Below are 21,145 nucleotides of genomic sequence, written 5' to 3' on the forward strand. Positions count from 1 at the left end.
CGTGCTTCCTGACGGCCGGGGCTCCCACGCCGCCGACCCGCTCAGCAATGATTGCTACATTGCGCAACTGTACAACCCAGGGTGAGACACAAGAGGGCGCCGATGAGTATCACCAGCAGCCGGGGCACGGCACCGTCGCGACGGCGCGGTGGCGACCGCCCCGACCGCAGCGACCGGGGCGACCGCGCCGACCGCGCCGGGGCGGGCGACGGGGCGGAGTCCCCCCGCGCCACGGCCCGTGACCGGCGCCGCAAGCGTGGCCGCAAGCTGCGCACCGTCCTCGTCGTGTTCCTGTCCCTGGCCGTCCTGGTCACCGCCGGGGCGGGCTGGCTGTATCTCAAGTTCGACGGCGACATCCGCACCTTCGACTCCGGCGGCCTCTCCGACAACCGGCCCGCCGCGGGCTCCTCCAAGGGGGAGAACGTCCTGGTCATCGGCTCGGACGCGCGCACCGACGGCAACGCGGCCCTGGGCGGCGGCGACAAGACCGCCATAGGGCGCTCCGACACCACCCTGCTGCTGCACATATACGCCGACCACCAGCACGCGCTCGCGGTGTCGATACCGCGCGACACCTTGGTCACCATCCCGCCCTGCAAGCTGCCGAACGGCACCTGGACCCAGACCCAGCAGAACACCATGTTCAACGCGGCCTTCTCCGTCGGCGAGACCGACAAGGGCAACCCGGCCTGCACCCAGAACACGGTGGAGCAGCTGACCGGACTGCGCGTGGACCACACGGTGGTCGTGGACTTCAAGGGCTTCGCCTCGCTCACCCAGGTCGTCGGCGGCGTCAAGGTCTGTCTGCCGAACGACGTGTACGAGAAGGATCTGAACCCCAACCGCACGACGCGGGGCGCGCTGCTCTTCCCCAAGGGCGAGCAGCAGGTGGCGGGCAAGCAGGCCCTGGACTACGTACGGCTGCGGCACGGCATCGGCGACGGTTCGGACATCGGCCGTATCAAGCGGCAGCAGGCGTTCATCGCGAGCCTGCTGAAGGAGGTCAAGAGCAAGGGCTTCACTCCGACCCGGCTGCTGCCGCTGGCGACGGCGGCCACCAAGTCGCTGACCGTGGACCCCGGCCTCGGCTCCGCCGACAAGCTGCTCTCCTTCGCGATGTCGATGAAGGGCATCGACCTGCACAACACCAAGTTCGTCACCATCCCCTGGCGGTACTCCGGTTCGCGGGTGGCCGTGGTGGAGCCGGACGCGAGCGAGCTGTGGGCCGCGCTGAAGGACGACCGCACGATCGACGGCAAGGACGCCAGCGGCAAGAAGGGCCAAAAGAGCGAGGGCGCGAAGGAATCCGCCTCCCCCACCGCCTCGGCGGAGCCGGTCTCGGGCGCGGGCATCAGCGTGGCGGTCTACAACGGCACCACGGTGACCGGGCTCGGTGCCAAGGGTGCCCAGCTGCTCACCGCCGACGGCTTCACCGTCACCGGCACGGCCACCGCGACCTCCCAGGACCACGCGACGACGGTCGTGCAGTACGGCCCCGGCCTGGAGAGCCAGGCGCGGACGGTCGCCAAGGCGTTCCCGGGCGCCACGCTCGAACAGATCGGCGCGGCCCGGATCAACGTGGTCCTCGGCCAGTCGTACGCCACCGCCGCCTCGGCCGCCGCGGCCCCGGCGAAGGTGCCGAGCACCGTGGCGGACGGCGCGCGCTCGGCGGACGAGAACCCGTGCGACAACCTGACCTACGGCTGAGACGGCCCGTCCCCCGACCGGCGCCGGTCGTGGCGGGCCCGGGTCACGGCCAGCGCGAGGGCGTACACCCCGAGGACGGCGGCGAGCAGCGCGTAGTGGATGCCAGGCAGACCGGTCAGGCGCAGGGCCGAGCCCAGTGGGGAGAGCGGGATCAGCAGCCCGGCGGTGGCCAGGACCGCGGCCGACCAGCCGACGGGGCCGGGGCGGCGGCGCCCGGCCACCCGGCGCTCGGCCACTCGCCTCCCGGTGCGCAGCAGGACCATCACCAGGGCCTGGGTGAGCAGGTTCTCGGTGAACCAGGCCGAGTGGAACAGCACCGGGTCGTCCATCGCGGCGCCCCCGTGCGGGACGAGCGCCAGTACGGCGAAGGTGGCGAGGTCCGCGACCGCGTTGAGCAGCCCGAAGCCGGTGATGAAGCGCAGGAAGGCGGGCGGGCGCAACCGGGTCGGCCGCTGCAGCACCGCGCGGTCGGGGCGGTCGTGGGCGAAGGCCAGCTGGGCCGCGTCGAAGCACAGGTTCTGCGCGAGCACCTGGGACGGCAGCATCGGCAGGAAGGGCAGCAGCAGTCCCGCCGCGAGCATGGCGAGGACGTTGCCGAGGTTGGAGGAGAGCGTGACGCGCAGGTAGGAGGCGATGTTGGCGCTGCTGTGCCGCCCCGCGACGACCGCGTGCCCGATCGCGGTGAGGTCCTTGCGGCCGAGCACCACGTCCGCGCTCTCCCGGGCCACGCCCACCGCGTCGCGCGGGGCGATGCCCACGTCGGCGGCGTGCAGCGCGGGCACGTCGTTGACGCCGTCGCCGAGGAAGCCGACGGTGTGCCCGGCCGTCCGCAGCCCGGCGACGAGGCGCGCCTTGTCCTCGGGGGTGCAGCGCGCGACGACCCGTACGCCCCCGGCCCCGCAGGACAGCACCACGGACGCCGTCCCCACCTCCCCCGCCTCAAGCCCCAGATCGCGGCAGACGCGGGCGGCGGTGGCCGGGTGGTCGCCGGTGAGGACGTGCACGGTGACGCCGAGCGCGGTCAGTTCGCGCAGGGCCTCGGCGGCGCCGGGGGCGAGGTCGTCACGGAAGCCGACCAGGCCCCGGAAGGTGAGCCCGCGCGCGTCGGCCGCGCGGTAGGGCCGTACGGCGGCCGGGCGCTCGGCGGTCGCGACGGCGAGCACCCGCAGCCCGGCCTCCGCCTGCCGCGCGGCCAGCCCGAGCAGCCGCCGGTGCTCCTCCTCCGGCAGCGCGCAGCGGTCGAGCACGTCCTCCACCGCGCCCTTGGTGACCAGCACATGGCGTCCGAGTCCACCGCCCGCGACGACCGCCGTGGCCACACGGTGGGCGGGGTCGAAGGGGAGTGCGGCGACGCCGTCGTACTCCTCGCCGACGGGTCCTGCGGCGCTCAGCAGCGCCTCGTCGAGGGCGTCGGGCGCGGGCAGTTCGGCCAGCTGGAGGGTCCACCAGGCGCCGACGGCCGCCCAGCGCAGCACCTCGGGGTCGCTCCGGCCGTCCGGGCCGAGCGCGGCGGCGACGACGGGCCGGTCCTGGGTGAGCGTGCCGGTCTTGTCGACGCACAGCACGTCGACGGCGCCGAGGTCGTGCAGCGCGGGCAGGCGTCGTACAACCACCTGGTGAGTGCGGGCGAGCAGGGCGGCGGCCCGGGCCAGACAGGTGGTGACGATCACCGGAAGCATCTCGGGGGTGAGCCCGACGGCGACCGCGACGGCGAACGGCAGCGTGGCCACGCCCCGGCCGTGCAGCGCGGCGGCGGCCATGAGGACGAGGGGCGGGGTGAGCAGCACGAAGCGGACCAGCACCCAGGAGATGCCGTGCACGGACCGGTCGAAGGCGCTCGGCTCCCGCCGTACCGGGGTCTGCCGGGCGGCGGCGAACCGGGTGCGCGGGCCGGTCTCCACCACGACGGCGGTGGCGCTGCCCGCGACCACCGCGCAGCCCTGGAAGCACAGCTGGGCCTCGGCACCCGGCTCGGACAGGTCGGCGGCGTGTTTGGGCACCGGCGCGGACTCACCGGTCAGCGCGTCCTCCCGCACGGTCAGTCCCCGTGCGCGCAGCAGCCGTACGTCGGCGGGCACCAGGTCGCCGGGGCCGAGCCGTACGACGTCGCCGGGCACCAGGTCGGCGACCGGCACCTCGCGGGGGCGCGGCTCGGCCCTCTCGTCGGTGCGGCGCAGCACGGTGGCCGTGCCCGTGACGAGCCCGCGCAGCGCGGCCAGGGCGCGGTCGGCGCGGCGTTCGCCGGTCACCCGCAGGACGCAGCTGACGGCGACGAGGGCGAGGATGACGGAGGCGGTGCGCCAGGAGGCGACACAGGCCGAGACCAGACCGAGGGTCAGCAGCAGGGCGGTGAACGGGTCGCGCAGGGCGCGGGCGCAGCGGTGCGGCCAGGAGGGTCCGGCGATACGGGCGGGGGTGTTCTCGCCGAGGGCGGCCAGCCGTGCGGCGGCCTCGGTGTCGGTCAGCCCGCGCGGGCCGGTCTCCAGGCGCCGCAGCAGTGCGAGTGCTGTGTCCGGCACGGGTTCACAGGCCGTGCAGTCGGCGTACGGGCGCGGTGGGTCCGGTCTGCTGCCGGGCGGTCAGGCCGACGAGGCGGTGGACGACGTCGACGAGGGCGGCCTGTTCGTCGGTGTCCACGAAGTACACCTGGCGGCGGCCCTCGCGGCGGGAGCGGACGAGTCCGGCGAGTTTGAGCTTGGTCAGATGCTGGCTGACGGCGGGCAGCGCGCCGCCGACGCGCTCGGCGAGCCCGGTGACGTCGCTCTCGCCCTGGGTGAGCGCCCACACGATGTGCAGCCTGGCCGGGGAGGCGAGCAGTCCGAAGGCAGCAGCCGCCTCCGCGAACACCTCGGGGGAGGGGTCCTGCCGGCCGGTGCCGGGCGGTGTCGCCACTGTGCTCGTCCTCCTCGGCGCGTCTCGCCGTGTCTTGCCGTGTCTCGCCGTGTCCGTCGGTTTCCGGGGAGCCAGTGTAGGTCGCCGGAGCGGCCCGTCCGTGCCGGGCGGGAGGGCCGGGACGGCCGGGACAGGCGGAACGCCCGGCGGCGGTGTGCGCGCCGGGCGTTCCTGGCCGGTTCAGGCTGCCGTCAGCTCAGCCCCGCGGACTTCAGCCACGCCCGCGCCACGTCCAGCGGGTCCTTGTGCTGGTTCTGCACCTGGGTGTCCAGGTCGAGCAGCGTGTCCGTGTCCAGCTTGGCGGAGACGGCGTCGAGCGCGGCGGCCCCCTCCTTGGTCAGCGCGCCCTTGCGGACGAGCGGCTGGACGTTCTCGAAGCCGAAGAGGTTCTCGGGGTCCTGGAGGACCACGAACTTCTCCTTGGCGATGATCGGGTCGGTGCTGAAGATGTCCGCGACCTGTACGTCGTTCTTCTTGAGCGCCGTCTGGGTGAGCGGGCCGCCCGCGTCCAGCGCCTTGAAGGACTTGAACTCCAGGCCGTACACGTCCTTGAGCCCGACGAGCCCCTGGTGGCGGGTCTGGAACTCCGGGGAGGCGCCGATCACGAGGTCCTTCGCCGCGCCCTTGAGGTCGGCGATGGAGGACTTGTCGGTCAGCTTGAGCTTCTTCGCGGTGGCCGCGTTGACCGTGACCGAGTCCTTGTCCTCGGCAGCCGACGGCTCGAGCAGGGTCAGCTTGGGGTCGAGCTTGGCCTCGATCGCCTTCGTCGTCTCCTCGGCCGTCTTCGGGGTGGCCTTGGGGTCGAGGTAGGCGAGCAGCGCGCCGTTGTACTCGGGCAGGACGGAGATGTCGCCGCTCTTGAGGACGCGGTAGGTGGTCTCGCGGCTGCCGATGTTCGGCTTGTACGAGACCTTGATGCCCTTGGCCTTGAGGGCCTCGCCGTAGATGTCGGCGAGCAGGATGCTCTCGGCGAAGTTGTTGGAGCCGACCACGACGGTGCCCCCGGAGGGCTTGTCGCCGCCGGTCAGCGGGTTGTCGGAGGAGTCCTTGTCCGAGGAACCACAGCCCGCCAGCAGCGCCGTCGCCGCCACGAGCGCAGCCGCCGCCACGACTCGGTTCCTCCGGGTGGGCCTGCTGATGCGGTTGTTGAAAGTCACCCGTCGATCCAAGCCAGCGCGCTCCTGGCCAGTCAAGTGCGTCATGGTCACCAATTGGCTTCGATTAGTGGGGAGTTGTATGGATCGGTGCTGGATTCCCGGCATGGTTCAGCTGCTCCTTCGTACGCCGGGCGAGACCACCAGGCGGGAGAGGGCCCAGAAGAGGACGAGGGTGGCCAGCGCCATCCCGGCGACCAGGGTGGCGCCGCCGACGACCTTCTCGTAGTCCTTCTGGTAGAGCCCGTCGATGATGTACCGGCCCAGGCCGCCGAAGCTGACGTAGGCCGCGATGGTGGCGGTGGAGACGATCTGGACGGCCGCCGTGCGCAGTCCGCCGAGGATCACCGGGAGCGCGACGGGCAGTTCCACCTGGAACAGGATGCGCGTCTCGGTCAGTCCCATGCCGCGCGCCGCGTCCACCGGGGAGGGGTCGACGGAGCGGATCGCCTCGTAGGCGGTGACCAGGATCGGCGGTACGGCGAGGATGACCAGCGGGATCATCACGGGCAGCACACCGAAGCCGAGCCAGAAGAACATGAGTACCAGCAGGCCGAAGCTGGGCAGTGCCCGCGCGGCGGTGGCGGCCAGGGCGATGGCGTTGCCGCCGCGTCCCAGGTGGCCGGTGATCAGGCCGACGGGCAGCGCGATCACGGCGGCGAGGACGAGCGCTTCGAGCGAGTAGCCGATGTGTTCGAGGAGCCGGGTGGGGATGCCGTCGTAGCCGTGCCAGTGGGCGTTGTCCGCGAAGAAGGCGCGGGCGAAATCGAGTACGTTCACCGGGCGGCGCCCTTCTTCGGCATCCAGGGGGTCAGCAGGGTGCGCAGCGCGACGAGGGCCGCGTCGACGAGGGTCGCCAGCACCGCTGTGGTGAGCACGGAGTTCACGGCGAGAGCGGGCCGGTGGTAGATGTTCGCGTCGTTGAGCATGTTGCCGAGCGCGCCCTGGTTGCCGATGAGCATGCCGACGCTGACCAGCGAGATGCTGGAGACGCAGGCGACCCGGAGACCGGCCATGATCGCGGGCACGGCGATGGGCAACTGCACCTGGAGATACCGCCGTACGGGTCCGAGCCCCATCGCCTCGGCGGCGGCCAGGGTCTCCCGGGGCACCGAGCGGACGCCGTCCACGATGGCCGGGACGAGCACCACGAGGCTGTAGACGGCCAGCGGGATCATCACCGTGATCTCGCTCTGGCCCGTGTAGTCGATGAGCACGACGAAGAAGGCGAGCGAGGGTATCGCGTACAGGATCGTGGTGAAGCCGAGCACCGGTGGATACAACCAGCGGAAGCGGACGCAGAGTTGGGCCACGGGCAGCGAGGCGAGCAGTCCGGCGAGCACCGGCAGCAGGGCCTCGCGCAGATGCAGCCCGATGAGTCCGGCGTAGCTGTGCTGGAGGTCGCTGGGGAGGTCGAAGAAGCCGTTCATCCCGCGGCCTTCGCGTCCGTGCGGTGCTCGTCGTGCGCGGCGCGGATCGCCTCGCCGACGGCCTGCTGGGAGACCACGCCCAGGGCACGCCCGTCACCGTCCACGGCCACGGCCCAGCCGGTCGGGGAGAGCACGGCGCCGTCGAGCGCGGTGCGCAGCGAGTCGGTGCCGGGCCGGAACGGCCGCCCGAACGACAGCAGTTGGTCCTTGTCGATGCTCCCGGCGACGATCCGCTCCGGCTCGGCCCAGCCGAGGGGGGCGCCGTCGGTGTCGGTCACGAGGAGGTACGGCGCGGTGGCGGCCCCGGAGATCCGCTCGGCGTCCGCGTCGATCGGGACGACGGGCGCGGTCTCCAGCGCCAGTTCCCCGGAGGCGAAGAAGGAGAGCCTGCGGATGCCCCGGTCGGCGCCGAGGAAGTCCTCGACGAACGGGTCGGCGGGATCGCTCAACAGCTCGGCGGGCGGCGCGAATTGGGCCAGATGACCACCGGTGCGCAGCACGGCGACCATCGTGCCGAGCTTCACGGCCTCGTCGATGTCATGCGTGACGAAGACGATCGTCTTGCCCAACTCGTCCTGGATGCGGAGCAGTTCGTCCTGGAGCCCCTTGCGCACCACCGGGTCGACGGCGGAGAACGGCTCGTCCATCAGCAGCACCGGCGGATCGGCGGCGAGCGCCCGCGCCACCCCGACCCGCTGCTGCTGACCGCCGGAGAGCTGATACGGGTACCGCCGGGCGAGCGCGGTGTCGAGCCCGACCCGCTCCATCAACTCGGCGGCCTGCTCCCGCGCCACGCGTTTGCTCGTCCCCAACAGCCGGGGAACCGTCGCGATGTTGTCGATGATGGTGCGGTGCTGGAAGAGGCCCGCGTTCTGGATGACGTACCCCATCGACCGCCGCAGCGAGTTGACGGGCCGCTCTCTGACGTCCTCCCCGTCGAGCAGGATGCGCCCCTCACTGGGCTCCACCATCCGGTTGATCATCCGCAACGTCGTGGTCTTGCCACACCCGGAGGGTCCGACGAGCACGGTGATCGCACGGTCCGGAATGTCGAGCGAGAGCCGGTCGACAGCGACCGTGCCGTCCGGATACCGCTTGCTGACTGAATCTATCCGTATCAAAACGCCGCGCGCCCTTCGGTTTGGCAGGAGCCTTCAGACCGTGCCGGCCGAGTGTAGACGGCGGCGTCCCGGCACCCGGGCGGCGCGAAAAGACGACCGGCCCGGGGTGCGGGCGCGCGCACCCGTGGTCTGCCACGGCCGGACGATCCCAATGAATCGGCTTTCTGCTACCCCGTGACCGCCGTCCCACTCCCCCTTCTTTGTGACGCTTCCCACCTTGTTGCGCACGCGGTCAGGGCATCTCAGCCTTCCGTGTCGTCGGTCCGGGTCGAGAACGTCACCTGGACCTGGTGCTGTCCCGTGCGCACCACCAGCCCCTCCGCGAGGTCCTCGCCCGTTCTCCCGTCCATCAGCCACAGGTTGACGGCCGCGCCCAGCACCAGGGGATCGAGCGCGGGCCGGGCTCCGCCCCAGGGGCGGGCCGTACGGGCTTCGAGCAGGACGCTGCCCGGCAGGCGCACGACGGCCGACGCCTCGTCGATGCGGGCGACCAGTACCGCGGCACCGGGATTCCGCTCCGCCTCACGCAGACACCACTCGGGCGGCGACGGCGTGGCACCGGCGAGAACACGTGCCACGACGTCGGCGCTCTGCTTCCACACCGTGTGGGACGTCTCGGTGGCGACCGCGTAGAAGCCCCGCTCCCGGTCCCGGTGCCCCGCCACCAGGGGCCAGCGCTGCAGGTCGACCGTGCCGTCCTCGTGCACGGTGCCGGTCACCTCGTACGCGGTGGGCGGCAGCGTGCGGATGGGCTCCGGGTCCGGCACGGGGCTGGGGTCGGGCGGCTCCTCCGGGAGGCGTACCCCTCGGGGCTCCAGGAAGGCGTACAGACGGCGTTGGGTGAGTTCCCCCGACTTGTCGACATCCGCCAGCTGGCTGTCGACGATGGGCCGCAGCACGCTGGGGTCGTGCTCCTGCTCCGCGCACAGCAGCTGTGCGTACAGGTCGCCTTCGGGGTCGATCCGGGGAGCGTTCCGCCCGAAGGCGGCGGCGGGCGAGGACGGGTCCAGCTCGTCGAGGCCGGTCGCGGCGAGGAGGGTCACCCGGTCCGCCGCGGCGGAGTAGAAGGTGGTGCTGCCGTGGTCGCCGATCACGCAGTCACCCGCAACGACGACGGCGCGCCAGCCCTCCTGCGGGGGTATGACCATCAGCCCGGCGTCCATGGCCTTTCCCAGCCGCTCCAGGACCGCGAGCGAGGAGTGCCGGGCCCACACGTTGGGGTGGAAGACGGCGGCCACGGCGAACTCGTCGGACGGCAGCGAGGTGACGAGGTCGAGCGGCAGTCGCGGGTGCCGACCGAGCAGCGAGTGCTCGCTCCAGGTGGAGTGGATCACGACGAGGCGGCGCCCGTCCGCGACCCCGAGCCGGGCCCGGTACCAGTCGCGCATCTGACGGCTGGCCAGGATGCGCTGGAAGCACCAGTCGCCGATCACCGCCGCCCGGGGCACCGCCTCGGGACAGCTGCGGAGGAGCCGGGCGAGCTGATCGTGGTGCGACAGTCCGATGGCCGCGGGCACCACCCTGCCGCGATGGACCAGTTCCCGGCGCGACAGTCCGGCCGGTGACGTGGCGTCGCCGGTCGACTCGGTCACGAGCCGGTTGTACCCGGCCCCGTGCGGCAGCACCATCAGCGGCGCGCGGAGCCTGCGCATCGAGGGATGCACGGCACAGGCGACGGCCAGGTCGAAGGAGCGTCGCGTGGCCTCCTTCCACGTCAGCACGTTCACCCCGACCGACGCCAGATACTCCGGCAGCCCCTCGGCGAACGCCGACCCCGGATTGACCGTGCAGAACTTGTCGATACCGTCCTCGGGCCGCAACAGCCCCAGCACGTCCAGCACCCGGGTCGCCGAGGTGAGCGTCCGCGCGACCCCGAGCACCGTCGCCTTGGGGGGTGCCCACGTGTTCCAGCGTGACCGGGGGCACGGCAGTCGACGGCGACGCAAAAGGGGCAACGGCAACGGTCTCTCCGGGACGTCAGAGCGTGGGGTGTTGAGCAGAACAGGGTAGGAAAACGCGCGCGGCCGCTCACGCGTCGCCGGACAGCACCCCGGCGTCCCGCCGCAGCTCACGCGACTTCGCCTCGCACGCCGCCCGCAGCCGCGCGTCCTCGGCGCTCGCGGCGACCTCCCCCAGCACCCCGAGGGCCCGGTCGAGCCTGGCGTACAGCCCCTGGGCGGTCGCCTGCTCCGCCGCGCGCACCGCCGCCTCGGCCGCGTCCGCGACCCGGCCCAGCCCGTGCAGGGCCCGCGCCCGGACGATCCCGAGGCCCGGGAGCATCACGTCGTCGCCGCTCTCCTCGGCCAGCGCCGTGGCCTCCTCGGCCGCGTCGAGCGCCTCCCGCAGCCGCCCGCCCGCGAGCAGGGCCTGCGCGACGTTGTACGTCTGCACGATGACGCCGTGCCCGTCCTCCCGCGCCGCGTTGGCCTCGAGCGCACGGCGGAACAGCGTGTGCGCGTCCTCGGGCCGCCCGGCGGCCAGGGCGACGAGCCCCTGGGTCTCCCAGATCATGCCGCTGAGCCGTGTGTCGGTGGCGGGGCCGAGCAGTTCCGCGGCCGCGTCCAGCTCCCGCGTGGCCTCGTCGTAGGAGCCCAGTCCGTAGTGGGCGCGGGCCAGTTGGTTGCGCATCCGGATCTCGACGTCCGTACGCCCGGTCCATCGCGCGGCCTCGATGCCCATCCGGTGGGCCTCGATGGAGTCCACGTGGTGTTTGCGGTTGTGGTACAGCGGCCAGAGCGATTCGCACAGCTGCCACACCGCGTCGTACCACCGCTCCTCGGTGGCGACCCGCAGCAGGGCCAGCAGGTTGCCCCGCTCGGCGTCGAGCCACTCCAGCGCTTCCATGCGGTCGGTGAACAGCTGCTCGTTCGGGCAGAGTTCGGCCAGGGAGCGGGCAGGTGGCGGCTGGAGCCGGAAACGCCCGGCGCCGACGAGGCCGTCCGCGTGGGCCACGGCGTCCACGTAGAAGTCGGTCACGGCCCGGAGCACGGTCTCGCGCTCGGCCTCCGGCAGCTCGCGCACGATCTCCCGCGCGTGCGCCCGGGCCACGTCGTGCAGCCGGAGACGGCGCGGCCGGTCGGCGGACTCGGCCAGGAGCGCCAGGTTCGCGGTGAGCAGGTCACCCATCGCCGCGTCCACGTCCGGCACCCCGGCCGCCGCGACGAGGGCGGCCGTCACGGTCGTACCCGGCAGCCTGCCGAACAGCCGGTACAGCTCCCGGGTCGGTCCGGGCAGGCTCAGGTAGGCCATGTCGAGCACCGCGTTCACCGATGTGGTCCCGTCCTCCAGATGCGGTAAGCCGTCGGCGCCGAGCGCGCGGACGGCGTCGTTCAGTCCCAGGTGCGGGCGCCGCGCCAGCCACTCGCCGACGGCGCGCAGCGCGAGGGGCAGGCCGCCGCAGAGCCGGACGAGTGCGGCGGCCGCGTCGTCCGCGTCCGTGACGCGCCAGCTGTGCACGAACTCGACCCCGGCCACCCGGTCGAGCGGATCGACGGAGATCTGCTCCGCGCCGTCCATCGACAGGGCGGGCAGCCGGGTGCGGCTGATGACCACGAGCAGCCCGGTGCCCGGGACCAGCGGCCGGACCTCGGCGGCCTGCCGGGCGTTGTCGACGACGACCAGGGTGTCGCGGCCCGCGGTGACGCTGCGGAACAGCGCGGTGCGCTCGCCGAGGCCCGCCGGGATGAACTCCGGGTGCACGCCCAGCGAGCGCAGGAAGCCGGCCACGACACCGCCCACGTCGACCGCGCCGTCCCGTCTCACCTCTTCGAGATCCGCGTAGAGCTGGCCGCCGGGGAAGGGCTGCTCCAGCATCCCGGCGACCCAGTGCGCCACCAGCTGGGTCTTGCCCACGCCCCCGAGGCCGGAGACGACGACGATCCGCGAGGTGGCCGGACCCGCCCGGCGGTCGCTCTCGACGGCCCGCAACCGGCCGAGTTCATCCGTGCGGTTGACGAACAGCGTGCTGGGGCGCGGTACTTGACGGGGCGTCACTTCCGGTGGTGCGGCGGCCAGCGTCAGCGAGTCCACCCGTCCCGCCATGACCAGCGGTCCGGTGATCACCGCGTTCCCGGCAACGGAGTTGTGCGTGACCGACGATGCTCCACCGCTGTGCTCGCCCACCCGTTCGCCCCTCCGTCAGGCCCTGCCACCGGAACCCAAAGCTACTACCATGACCCACTCCGCCGTTGGCGGTCGGCAACGAAGGAGCAAGGGGGAATCATGGACGCGGAGTTGACGGCACTCGTCACATCCGGGGCGACGACGGTGGTCGGCCTCATGGTCACCGACGCCTGGCAGCAGGCGAGGCAGGGGCTCGTACGCCTCTTCTCGCGCGGCGACCGGACGGCCACCGTCGGTGGTGAACTGGACGAGCTGCGGGACGACCTGGTCGCGGCGAACGGCTCCCCCGACGAGGCGGCACTCGCCGACGACATCGCGGCGACGGTCCGGCTCCGGCTGCGCGGCCTGCTCCGCCAGGACCCGGAGGCCGCCGATGAACTCCGGCGCCTGGTCCAGGAGTTGACCCCGCTTCTGCCCAACGGGCCAGCGGGCAACACCGTGCACAACACCATCAGCGGGGGCACCATCCACGGCCACGTGATCCAGGGCTACTCCATCTCGAACCCGACCTTCAACGGCTCGAGCGGAGCAGCCCCGGATCGGAACGGCTGAACAGGGCCGCTCAGGACTCCGTCGGCTCCAGGCGCAGCGAGATGCTGTTGATGCAGTAGCGCTGGTCCGTGGGGGTCGGGTAGCCCTCGCCCTCGAAGACGTGGCCGAGGTGGGAGCCGCAGCGGGCGCAGCGGACCTCGGTGCGGAGCATTCCGTGGGAGCGGTCCTCGATCAGCTCGACCGCGTCGGTGTCCTTCGGGTCGTAGAAGGACGGCCAGCCGCAGTGCGAGGCGAACTTGGTGCCGGAGGTGAACAGCTCCGCGCCGCAGGCACGGCAGGAGTAGACGCCCTGGGTCTTGGTGTCCGTGTACTCACCGGTGAAGGCCGGTTCGGTGCCGGCCTGGCGCAGTACGGCGTACTCCGCCGGGCTCAGCTCCGCCCGCCACTGCTCGTCCGGCTTCTCGACGTCGTACGACATGAGACTCAGCCCCTTACTTCTGCGACAGGCGGTCCAGGATCAGCGGGCCCAGGTCGGTGACGTCACCCGCGCCCATGGTGAGAACAAGATCCCCCCGCTCCGCCATTCCCGCGACGACCTCGGGGATCTCCGTCTTGTCGTGCACGGCGGTCACCTCGGCGCCCGCCACGCGCGCGGCCTCGATGATCAGCTCGCTGGTGACGCCGGGGATCGGGTCCTCGCGGGCCGGGTAGATGTCGAGCACCACGGAGGCGTCGGCAAGGGCGAGCGCCTGACCCATCTCCTTGCCCAGCTCCTGGGTGCGGGAGAACAGGTGCGGCTGGAAGACGACGAGGATGCGGCGCGCGTCCCCGGCGGCGGCGCGCATGGCCTCCAGGTCGGCGGTCATCTCGGTGGGGTGGTGGGCGTAGGAGTCGATCACCTGGACGCCCGCCTCCTCGCCCTTGAGCTGGAGGCGCCTCTTGACGCCGGTGTACGCGGCGAGGGCGGGGGCCAGCTCGTCGGCGGGCAGCCCGAGGGCGACACCCGCGGCGAGCGCGGCGACGGCGTTGAGCGCGTAGTGGCGGCCGGGGACGGAGACGGCGAAGGTCAGCTCGCGGCCGTCCAGGACCGCGGTGACCTGGCTCTTCAGCCCCTCGGGCACGATCTTCAGGACCCGTACGTCGGCGTCCTCGGCCTCGCCGTACGTCACCGTCCGCACCGATCCGGCCACGCGCCGGGTCAGCTCGCGGGCGCCCTCGTGGTCGGCGGAGATCACCAGGGTGCCGCCGGGGACGATCTTTCCGGCGAAGGTCTCGAAGGACTCGTAGATCTCGTCCATCGAGGCGTAGTTGGCGTGGTGGTCCAGCTCCACGTTGAGGACGATGGCGACCTCGGGGGCGTACTTGTGGAAGCTGCGGTCCGATTCGTCCGCCTCGGCCACGAAGATCTCGCCCTCGCCGTGCAGGGCGTTGGAGCCGGGGGCGTCCAGGTCGCCGCCGATGGCGTACGAGGGCCGCGCGCCCAGCTCGGTCAGGGAGACCGCGAGCATGGAGGTGGTGGTGGTCTTGCCGTGCGTACCGGCGACGGCGATCGGCCGCAGGCCGCCCATCAGCGCGGCGAGCGCGTCGGAGCGGTGCACGACGGGGATGCCCAGCTCGGCGGCGCGCACCAGCTCGGGGTTGTCCTGCCGGATCGCGGACGAGACGACGACACAGCTGGCATCGTCGGCGAGGTGCGCGGCGTCGTGCCCGATGTGCACGGTCGCGCCGAGCGTCCGCAGCGCGTCCGCCGTCGCGGACTCCTTGGCGTCACTGCCCGCCACCTTCGCCCCGCGCTGCGCCAGAATCTTCGCGATCCCCGACATCCCGGCGCCGCCGATGCCGATGAAGTGCGGTCGGTCCATGGCGATAGGAAGGCCGGGTGCCATGCGATGTTCTCCCAGAGGACGAGACGAGCCAGAGCGCCCCTAGCCTATGCGCTCCGCGTGGGGCCGGTCCGCAATGGGCGGGGTCGGGGGCGGGGGCGGGGCGGCGTTCGCCTACGGCTGCGGCGCGGGCCGCTCCGCGAGGGGCAACGAGTCGGGGCGGCGTCAGCGGGAGTACGGCCGCCTGCGGCGCAGGGAGGCACGGGGGCGGGTCGCCTGCGGCACGGGGCTGCTCCGCGAAGGGCCCGACGCCTCGGGAGCGGGTAGGCGTCACGCCCAGCCGCGCGGCGGGACGGTACGCGACGAAGGCCCGGCACGGGGGCGCTCCGCGAGGAGCAACGGCTCGCGGGCGGGCTGACGTACCGTGCTCGGCCCGCCGGGGTGGGACGGGACACGGTGACGGCCCGGGGGCGGGGCCGCTCCGCGAGGAGCAACGGCTCGCGGGCGGCTGTCATGCCGTGCTCGGCCCACCGAGAGTGGGACGGGGCACCGTGACGGCTCGGGGGCGGGGCTGGCGCACCACGCTGAGCCGCACGGGGTACGGACGGACGACGGGTACGGGCCCGCCCGACGGGAACCATCGCAGCTCCGCCGCGCGGCGCAGCCCCGAGACACCGACCAGCTACGCCACAACCCCCGCCGGTCCGCCCGTGCCGCAGGCCGCTCGCACCTCGTCCCCCACTACCACCGCAGGCGAACCACGCGCCGTACCCCCGTCCCCCGCCACAAGGCACCCCCACCAACAACCCCCGCCAAACCCAGCGGAGCGCTCACGCCTTGCTGTGGGAGAACAGCTTCAGCACCGGCACCCCCACCTTGTGCCGCGCCCGGGAGGCCCAGTCGCGGTGGAAGAACTCCTCGACGTAGTGGGGGTCGGTGAGGACGATGACCTCGTCGGCGTGGACCTCTTCGACCAGGGACTTGAGGGCGTCGAGGGGGTGGTTCTCGACCAGGCGGCCCTCGGCCTGGCTACCGGCGGCACGCAGAGCGCGTACCGAGACGTCGAGCGCCTGCTCCCCCACGTTGCGCGCGTCCACGCCCTCGGGCGTCTCGCGCTCGTGGACGGCCTCGTCGATCTCGCCGAGCGCGATGTCGTCGATGGCCCGCAGCAAGCGGTCCGCCTGATCGCCGCGCGGCTGGAGCAGCACATGGAAGAAGACCGGCTCGTCCCCGTGCAAAGTGGTGACGAACTCGACGTCGGCCGACGTCAGAGCCTTCTCGATCATCAGAACGCTTGTGAACACCAGGCGCCTCTTCTCCTTCGAGGGTCTGCCGACCCTCTGTCCACCGTGGGCCCGAAAAGGCCTGCGGAAACCATCCTGCCCCGTGATCGCACGGGTAGTGCCGCACTAAGTGTGCCCGCCGGAAGCTAACCGGAACGGTAGATTCCGCTGTTTCAGCGCAGCGGTTTTCCGGGTCGGCGGTAACGCCCGAACAGAAATCCGTCCTCCTCCAGGAGTGACAGCAGCTCGAACCGGTGCGGGACCGCGACCGAAGGACCCCCCGCGATGCGCTGCGCGTCCCCCGCCGCGAGCATCGGCGCGAGCGTCAGGCACATCTCGTCCAGCACGTCCGCCGCCACCAGCTGGCCGAGCAGCCGCGGCCCGCCCTCGGTGAGCTGGCGGGTGTAGCCGAGCCCGGCGAGCGCGTGCACGGCGCGGGCGGGCTCGACACGCCGCCCCTCGCCCGCGACGATCACCCGCGCCCCCGCCCGCTCGGCGGCCCGCACCCGCTCGGCGGGCGCGTCGGTGCCGGTGAGCAGCACCGTCGGCACCAGCGGCGAGGTGAACAGCGGCAGCGAGAAGTCGAGGTCGAGCGCGGCGGTCACGATCGCGATCGCCGGTGCCGGGCCCTGCCCCGCCGCCTCCCGCGCGGCGGCGAACTCGGCCCGCGCCCGGGCGGGCCGGTACCCCTCCTGCCGTACCGTCTCCGCGCCCACGAGCACCACGTCCGCGAGCGCCCGCAGCGTGCCGAAGATCCGCATGTCGGCCGGGCAGGAGATGGGGTGGGAGTGCCCGTCGTGCTGGGCGGCCCCGTCGAGCGTGGAGACCATGTTGGCCCGCAGGTAGGGGCGGGGCGAGGCGGGGTCCGGCGCCGGATAGGCGTACGCGGCGGCCAGCTCCGCGAGCGGCCACTCACCACCGGAGCCGGACGGGACCGCGCCACCGGAGCCGGACGGCGCCGCACTATCAGAGCCGACGAGGGCTGAGCCACCAGAACCGGCATGGACCGCGTCACCGGGTCCGACAGGCCCCGCGCCACCAGGTCCGGCAGGGGCCGCCCCACCGGAACCGACGAGGGCCGCGCCACCGGGGCCGGCAGGGACCGCCCCACCAGGGCCGCCAGGCGTCGCGCCGCCCTCGTCAGGGGCCTGGGCTGCTGTTTCGTGGGTCACAGGGAACAGGCGTCGCATTCGTGCAGTCTGACATGACGTTTAGCATGGGTAATCGTGTCGTCCTCCACCACCGCCTCCGGTTCCGGCAAGCTGACCGGCGCGGCCCCGCTGTCCCTGTGCGCGCGTGAGCCGCATGTCCCCGCCGACCGCCTGGTCGCGGAGATGGTGCCGCCACCCCGCTTCGACTCGGTGCGCTTCGCCACGTACATCCCGGACCCGAACCAGCCCACCCAGACGGACGCCGTCCATGTGCTGGAGACCTTCGCGAGCGGGCTCGGCGGCGTGCACGCCTCCACCGCCAAGCGCGGCTTCCTCGGCTTCGGCCGCAGCAAGACCCCGAAGACCCCCTCCGGGCCGCGCGGGGTCTACCTCGACGGCGGCTACGGCGTCGGCAAGACCCACCTCCTCGCCTCCCTCTGGCACGCCACCCCCGCCGAACCCTCCCGCAAGGCGTTCGGCACCTTCGTGGAGCTGACCAACCTGGTCGGCGCCCTCGGCTTCCAGCAGACGGTGCGGACGCTGTCCGGCCACGCCCTGCTGTGCATCGACGAGTTCGAGCTGGACGACCCGGGCGACACCGTGCTGGTCTCCAGCCTGCTCGGCAAGCTGGTCGAGTCGGGCGTGGCGCTCGCCGCCACCTCCAACACGCTGCCCGGCAAGCTCGGCGAGGGCCGCTTCGCGGCGGCCGACTTCCTGCGCGAGATCCAGGGCCTGTCCGCCCACTTCCGCGCCCTGCGCATCGACGGCGAGGACTACCGCCACCGGGGTCTGCCCGAGGCCCCCGCACCCTTCACCGACGAACAGGTCACCCGGACGGCCCAGCGCACCGAGGGCGCTTCGCTCGACGCCTTCCCGCGGCTCCTCGACCACCTCGCCAAGGTGCACCCGAGCCGCTACGGCGCGCTGACCGACGGCCTGCGCGCGGTGTGCCTGACCGACGTCCAGCCGATCCCCGACCAGTCGACCGCGCTGCGCCTCGTGGTCCTTGCCGACCGGCTCTACGACCGCGAGGTCCCGGTGCTGGCCTCGGGTCTGCCCTTCGACCGGCTGTTCAGCGAGGAGATGCTGAAGGGCGGCTACCGCAAGAAGTACTTCCGCGCGATCTCCCGCCTCACCGCGCTGGCCCGGGATGCGAAGAGTCTGGTCGCCGACACGACGGACTGACAGATCGTCCGACTGACATACGATCACCAAAAGGGCGGGTCAGGGGCCGGTTCCGGCCACCGGACCCGCTCTTTTCACGCTCTTTTGCGCATGTAACCCGGCGTTAACCTTGCAAAGCCCCTCGCCGGGTTAACGTATTTCTTGACCATCCATTGACCAATGCTTGGCGCGTGCAAGAGACGCGGGTTTCCGCAGGGGGGTGCGCATGTCCCGGTGTACGACGGCCCGTTCCGTCCTCGCTCTGCTCGCCGCCGCACTGCTCGCCCTCCAGCTCTTCGCACCCGCGGGAACCTTCGCATCCGCGCATACGCTCGGTGAGACCCAGGCCAAAGACGCCCCCGGCATCGCGCTCGCCCTGCAACCGACGGCGGCGGCCGACGGGGAGACGATCCGTGAGCCAGGCCGCTCCCGGCTGCCCCACACCACCCCGCACACCCGCGACAAACGGCGCGGCGCGGCGTCCGGGGACGGCCCCGAGCGCCCCCTCATCATCCGGCGAGCGGCCGATCCGGCCCCGCCCGCGGCCGGTGCCCCGCACCCCCGTGTCCCAAGATCCTCCGGAGTCCGTTCACCGGCAGTGCTTCAGGTCTTCCGCTGCTGAGGAGCGGGCTCGCTCCCCCCACGTACGTCGTGCAAGACCGACGCGCCCTGAGGCGCGCCAGGAGGAGTCCACACACATGCAGCCCCTCATCGACAACGCCCGCACCTTCGGTCAGCGCCCTGAGGAGTTCGCCAGGCTCGCCGAAGGCCAGTCCCCCGAAGTCCTGTTCATCACCTGCTCGGATTCCCGGGTCGTCCCGGCCCTGATCACGGGCGCCCGCCCCGGCGAGCTGTTCGAGCTGCGCACCGCGGGCAACATCGTCCCGCCGTACGCCTCCGAGCGGCCCACCGGCGAGGCCGCCACCATCGAGTACGCCGTGGAGGTGCTGGGCGTCCGCGACATCGTCGTCTGCGGGCACTCGCACTGCGGCGCCGTCGGCGCGCTGGTGCGCGGCGACGACCTGGACGCCGTGCCCGCCGTGCGCGACTGGCTGGCGCACGCGACCCCGCGCCCGGCCGGTGCGGCCGAGGACCCCGAGGTCGCCGAGGGCGTCCAGAGCCATGTGCTCACCCAGCTGCTGCGGCTGCGCTCGTACCCGTGCGTGGAGCGGCGCGTCGCGCAGGGCCTGCTCGGCCTGCACGGCTGGTACTACGAGGTGCACACCGGCGCCGTCCGCTCGCACCGTCCGCACACCGACGCCTTCGAGGCCCTGTGAGCGCGCCCGCGGACCGGCACGGCCGGTCCGGACTCATAGCGCGCCACCCCCATCTGCGGCAGGACCTCACCGCGTCCCTCGTCGTCTTCCTGGTCGCGCTCCCGCTGTGCGTGGGCGTGGCCGTCGCCTCCGGGGTGCCTGCCGAGCTGGGGCTGGTCACCGGCATCGTGGGCGGTCTGGTCACCGGAATGATGCGCGGCAGCAGCCTCCAGGTGTCCGGGCCCGCCGCCGGGCTGACCGTGCTCGTCTTCGAGGCGGTCCAGGAGCATGGGCTGCCCCTGCTGGGCGTGCTCGTGCTGGTCACCGGTCTGCTCCAGGTGCTCATGGGCACGCTGCGGCTCGGCCGGTACTTCCGGGCGATCTCGCTCTCGGTCGTCGAGGGGATGCTGGCCGGAATCGGTCTGGTGCTGGTGGCCGGACAGCTGTATCCGGCCATGGCGGCCAAGGCGCCCGACTCCGGCATCGCCAAGATGGCCGGGCTGCCGTCGGGGCTCGTCTCCGCGCTCGGCGACGGGACGGCGCTGGCCTCGCTCGGGCTGTGCGCGGGCACGGTCGCGGTGCTGGTGGGCTGGAAGCACCTGCCCGCCCGGGTGCGTACGGTGCCAGGACCGCTCGCGGCCGTCGGGCTCGCCATGCTCGCCGTGCCGCTGCTGGGCCTGCCGGTGGCCACCGTGCGGGTGAGCGGACTCATGGACGCGCTCCAGCCGCCGCCCCTGAGCGCCTTCGGCGAGCTGGGGCATCCGGCGGTGATCGGCACGATCGTCGCGTTCACGCTGATCGCGTCCGCCGAGTCGCTGTTCAGCGCGGCGGCCGTGGACCGGCTGCACGACGGGCCGCGCACCTCCTACGACAAGGAGCTGATCGCCCAGGGCACGGGCAACGCGGTGTGCGGGGTGCTCGGCGCCCTGCCGATGACCGCGGTGATCGTGCGCAGCGCGGCCAACGTCCAGGCCGGTGCCCGTACGAAGCTCTCCCGGGTCGCGCACGGCGTCTGGCTGCTGCTGTTCGCGGCGCTGCTGCCGGGCGTCCTGGAGTACATCCCGATCCCGGCCCTCGCGGGCATCCTGATCTACTCCGGCGCCAAGCTGGTGCCGCTGCGGCAGCTGGCCACGCTGTGGCGCGAGCACCGGGGCGAGGCGCTGGTGCTGGCCGTCACGGCGGTGTCGATCGTGGCGGTGGGCATGTTCGAGGGCGTGCTCGTCGGTCTCGCGCTGGCGATCGTCAAGGCCGCCTGGGAAGCCTCGCACATCCGGCTGACGGTCGTGGACAAGGGCGCGGGCCCGGTGGACGCGTATCTGTCGGGCAACGCGACCTTCCTGCGGCTGCCGAAAATACTGGACAGCCTGGAGGCGCTTCCCCAGGACCGGCCGATCCGGCTGGACCTGTCAGGGCTGCTCCATCTGGACCACGCCTGCCGCAGCGCCCTGGAGAACTGGGCGGAGCGGCACAGCGCGGCCGGTACGGAACCGGTACGGATGACCGCGCCGGTACGGCCGGGCGAGCGGGCCGGTACGACGGCGAGCTGAGCC

At 72.6% G+C, this 21,145-nt stretch carries 18 protein-coding genes; 6 read left to right on the forward strand and 12 right to left on the reverse strand.

The genetic code is table 11. The annotated features are described in order from the left end of the window. Positions 1-102 precede the first annotated feature (102 nt). Entirely contained in the window at positions 103-1,707 is a 1,605-nt protein-coding gene (locus B079_RS0117635) for an LCP family protein (protein WP_018547166.1), read from the forward strand. Here B079_RS0117635 and B079_RS0117640 read toward each other — a convergent pair. From B079_RS0117640 to B079_RS0117675, 8 genes are all read right to left on the reverse strand, one after another. Beyond that, the gene (locus B079_RS0117640) at positions 1,698-4,226 is read right to left on the reverse strand and encodes a cation-translocating P-type ATPase (protein ID WP_018547167.1); all 2,529 of its coding nucleotides are present in this window, start codon (positions 4,224-4,226) and stop codon (positions 1,698-1,700) included. The genes B079_RS0117635 and B079_RS0117640 overlap by 10 nt on opposite strands. A 4-nt stretch (positions 4,227-4,230) precedes the next feature. Next, a complete protein-coding gene (locus B079_RS0117645; protein WP_018547168.1) occupies positions 4,231-4,599 on the reverse strand; it encodes an ArsR/SmtB family transcription factor in 369 nt (122 codons plus the stop codon). A gap of 191 nt (positions 4,600-4,790) precedes the next feature. Continuing rightward, positions 4,791-5,708, reverse strand: a complete 918-nt coding sequence (locus B079_RS0117650; RefSeq protein WP_018547169.1) for an ABC transporter substrate-binding protein — start codon at positions 5,706-5,708, stop codon at positions 4,791-4,793. 156 nt (positions 5,709-5,864) lie between these two features. Continuing rightward, positions 5,865-6,533 carry an ABC transporter permease gene (locus B079_RS0117655; RefSeq protein ID WP_018547170.1) on the reverse strand — a complete coding sequence of 223 codons (669 nt, stop codon included), beginning with the start codon at positions 6,531-6,533 and terminating at the stop codon, positions 5,865-5,867. Continuing rightward, entirely contained in the window at positions 6,530-7,183 is a 654-nt protein-coding gene (locus B079_RS0117660; RefSeq protein ID WP_018547171.1) for an ABC transporter permease, read from the reverse strand. Before B079_RS0117660 ends, B079_RS0117655 begins: the two co-directional genes overlap by 4 nt. Further along, positions 7,180-8,304 (reverse strand): ABC transporter ATP-binding protein, encoded by a 1,125-nt coding sequence (locus B079_RS0117665; RefSeq protein ID WP_026248806.1) that lies wholly within the window; start codon positions 8,302-8,304, stop codon positions 7,180-7,182. Before B079_RS0117665 ends, B079_RS0117660 begins: the two co-directional genes overlap by 4 nt. Before the next feature lie 242 nt (positions 8,305-8,546). Then, on the reverse strand, positions 8,547-10,184 hold the full coding sequence (locus B079_RS0117670; protein WP_018547173.1) for a hypothetical protein: 1,638 nt from the start codon (positions 10,182-10,184) through the stop codon (positions 8,547-8,549). A 148-nt stretch (positions 10,185-10,332) separates the two neighbouring features. Further along, positions 10,333-12,426, reverse strand: a complete 2,094-nt coding sequence (locus B079_RS0117675) for a tetratricopeptide repeat protein (RefSeq protein ID WP_106432333.1) — start codon at positions 12,424-12,426, stop codon at positions 10,333-10,335. A gap of 99 nt (positions 12,427-12,525) precedes the next feature. Between B079_RS0117675 and B079_RS0117680 the strand changes: the two genes are divergently transcribed. After that, positions 12,526-12,978, forward strand: a complete 453-nt coding sequence (locus B079_RS0117680; RefSeq protein ID WP_018547175.1) for a hypothetical protein — start codon at positions 12,526-12,528, stop codon at positions 12,976-12,978. A gap of 10 nt (positions 12,979-12,988) precedes the next feature. On the opposite strand, the gene msrB is transcribed toward B079_RS0117680, so the two are convergent. From msrB to B079_RS0117705, 4 genes are all read right to left on the reverse strand, one after another. Then, positions 12,989-13,396 carry a peptide-methionine (R)-S-oxide reductase MsrB gene (msrB, locus tag B079_RS0117685; RefSeq protein WP_018547176.1) on the reverse strand — a complete coding sequence of 136 codons (408 nt, stop codon included), beginning with the start codon at positions 13,394-13,396 and terminating at the stop codon, positions 12,989-12,991. A gap of 13 nt (positions 13,397-13,409) precedes the next feature. Beyond that, positions 13,410-14,804 (reverse strand): UDP-N-acetylmuramate--L-alanine ligase, encoded by a 1,395-nt coding sequence (gene murC / locus B079_RS0117690; RefSeq protein WP_026248809.1) that lies wholly within the window; start codon positions 14,802-14,804, stop codon positions 13,410-13,412. A gap of 767 nt (positions 14,805-15,571) precedes the next feature. Continuing rightward, positions 15,572-16,045, reverse strand: a complete 474-nt coding sequence (locus B079_RS32230; RefSeq protein WP_078495982.1) for an indole-3-glycerol phosphate synthase — start codon at positions 16,043-16,045, stop codon at positions 15,572-15,574. A gap of 152 nt (positions 16,046-16,197) precedes the next feature. Continuing rightward, on the reverse strand, positions 16,198-17,214 hold the full coding sequence (locus B079_RS0117705; RefSeq protein WP_234016809.1) for a pyrimidine reductase family protein: 1,017 nt from the start codon (positions 17,212-17,214) through the stop codon (positions 16,198-16,200). Positions 17,215-17,250: 36 nt separating this feature from the next. Here B079_RS0117705 and zapE point away from each other — a divergent pair, with 36 nt between their 5' ends. The 4 genes from zapE to B079_RS0117725 all read left to right on the forward strand — a co-directional run bounded on the left by zapE (position 17,251) and on the right by B079_RS0117725 (position 21,142). After that, complete coding sequence (zapE, locus tag B079_RS0117710) at positions 17,251-18,360, forward strand: cell division protein ZapE (RefSeq protein WP_018547180.1); 1,110 nt, start codon at positions 17,251-17,253, stop codon at positions 18,358-18,360. A gap of 205 nt (positions 18,361-18,565) precedes the next feature. After that, positions 18,566-18,961 carry a hypothetical protein gene (locus B079_RS0117715; protein WP_018547181.1) on the forward strand — a complete coding sequence of 132 codons (396 nt, stop codon included), beginning with the start codon at positions 18,566-18,568 and terminating at the stop codon, positions 18,959-18,961. Between the two features lie 76 nt (positions 18,962-19,037). Continuing rightward, the gene (locus B079_RS0117720; protein WP_018547182.1) at positions 19,038-19,616 is read left to right on the forward strand and encodes a carbonic anhydrase; all 579 of its coding nucleotides are present in this window, start codon (positions 19,038-19,040) and stop codon (positions 19,614-19,616) included. Next, positions 19,613-21,142 (forward strand): SulP family inorganic anion transporter, encoded by a 1,530-nt coding sequence (locus B079_RS0117725; protein ID WP_018547183.1) that lies wholly within the window; start codon positions 19,613-19,615, stop codon positions 21,140-21,142. Before B079_RS0117720 ends, B079_RS0117725 begins: the two co-directional genes overlap by 4 nt. The last annotated feature ends 3 nt before the right edge of the window (positions 21,143-21,145 follow it).

This window comes from Streptomyces sp. LaPpAH-108 (genome assembly GCF_000373625.1).
In the GTDB taxonomy this organism is placed as follows: Bacteria; Actinomycetota; Actinomycetes; order Streptomycetales; family Streptomycetaceae; genus Streptomyces.